The organism is Streptococcus sp. HMSC070B10 (assembly GCF_001808665.1).
Classification (GTDB): Bacteria; Bacillota; Bacilli; order Lactobacillales; family Streptococcaceae; genus Streptococcus.
In genome coordinates, this window is record NZ_KV794134.1 from 1 (window position 1) to 1512 (window position 1512).

Below are 1512 nucleotides of genomic sequence, written 5' to 3' on the forward strand. Positions count from 1 at the left end.
TCCATGGTGAACCAGTTTATGACGATGAGGAAGAATGAAATTATATTTAAAAGGTGATTATACAAAAAAGATACCTTATGGTTATTTGGAACTAGCTGGTAAAATGTGGTTTCCAGAAGATGAGCAAGTTTCTTACTCAAATGCTGGGAATAATGATGCATTACAAGAGGTTTTTTCCTTATTTCAAAAAAAGATTTAGATAAACCCAATCCCGCAGTTGGAGAGTAAAATGTTAAAAAGAATAAGAAACTATTATAAAAACAAACCAACTCAAGCTGTCTTAATGCTCGTAGTTCTTATTTGGTCAGTATATGAGATTGGTGCGACCAGTTTGGCAAGTAACTCGGCATTAACTAAGGAATTCATGCATAGTCGGTATGTTATGGTTTGGCCAATGGTAGATAAGAAAGTGAAATTATACCACTATGCGGAAGAATGGACTAATGACGTTTTAGTTGGAATTATGCATTTAGACTATGGAAATATTAAAATAACTAGTTTTCCTAAAAAATGGGAGAGTGAAGCTGAAGTATACTATACGCTGTCTCAGGATGAGTATGCTGATAGAGTATATTTTTTCTTAGACGAGCCAATTTCCAAAGCCTATATCAGCAGATTAGAACAAAATTATTATTTGATTTCAAATAATGCAGTTGCTATTAAAGAAGAAACAGGTAAAACAGTTGAACAGTTAGGTCAAGAAGTGGGGAATGCAAGGAAAAATTTCTTATCAGCTCTTGGAAAGATGAAAATCCTTCGTTTGGTCTATTTGATTCTTCGTATGATAGTATTGTTGCAGTGTATCAGGTGGTCGGGTCAGCGTAGAAAAAGGAAAGAGAACGAAATTTTGCAGAATAGATAGAGCTCCAGAAAGGTATGACGACTATAAGGAGAGTTACAAATGAGCATGACGAAAAAATCGAATTGGAATTTAGGTTGTAGTTTAGTACTTGTTGTAGTCCTAGCAGCTAGTTTTCTATTTTATCTATGGGCACAAAATCTTGGTAAGTATACTCTGCAACCAGGAGAGTCGGCTAACTTTACAGTAAATCCTCGGACACATGATGTAGAATACTACTCAGAATTAATCTTGAAAAAAAATGATACTAATAAGCTTAAATTATCAGGTAAAAAAGTTTGGTTTGAGATGCATGGCGATATTTTTTATGATGTTGAAGGGCAAAAACTTGTTCGAAGCCATCATTCAGAAGATGTTGATGAAGAGTTACCCAATAATCAAAAAGATATCCATTTAGTCCAGGATGGAATTGTTGTCAGTTACCAGGGGGAAAAAGTATTTAATGTAACCAATAACAAGTCCTATACAATAACCATCACCAATGTAGACGACAAGCCAGCACACTTTGAAGCTCAAGTGGTGGATAGGTAAGTTTAAGAAACCTTAAGTAAGCCTAAATGGTTGCCATTTGTTTGGTGATGGAGGTTTATTTTGACTTTTGATGGCTATCTGGTTGTTACTTTCGATGAAGCCAGAGAAGAACTGATAGCGGA

The 1512-nt window shown here is 35.1% G+C and carries 3 protein-coding genes; all 3 read left to right on the forward strand.

Going from position 1 to position 1512, the window contains the following annotated elements; translation table 11 throughout:
• Positions 1 to 34: 34 nt before the first annotated feature.
• Genes HMPREF2613_RS11445 through HMPREF2613_RS00530 form a run of 3 tightly spaced genes read left to right on the forward strand, consistent with a single transcriptional unit; the run spans position 35 to position 1390 of the window.
• Positions 35 to 199, forward strand: coding sequence for a hypothetical protein (locus HMPREF2613_RS11445; protein WP_185756249.1), 165 nt, complete (start codon positions 35 to 37; stop codon positions 197 to 199).
• Positions 200 to 229: 30 nt separating this feature from the next.
• Entirely contained in the window at positions 230 to 862 is a 633-nt protein-coding gene (locus tag HMPREF2613_RS00525; RefSeq protein WP_070478178.1) for a hypothetical protein, read from the forward strand.
• 39 nt (positions 863 to 901) lie between these two features.
• Positions 902 to 1390: a hypothetical protein gene (locus HMPREF2613_RS00530; protein ID WP_038805556.1), complete on the forward strand. Its 489-nt coding sequence runs from the start codon at positions 902 to 904 to the stop codon at positions 1388 to 1390.
• Positions 1391 to 1512: the final 122 nt, after the last annotated feature.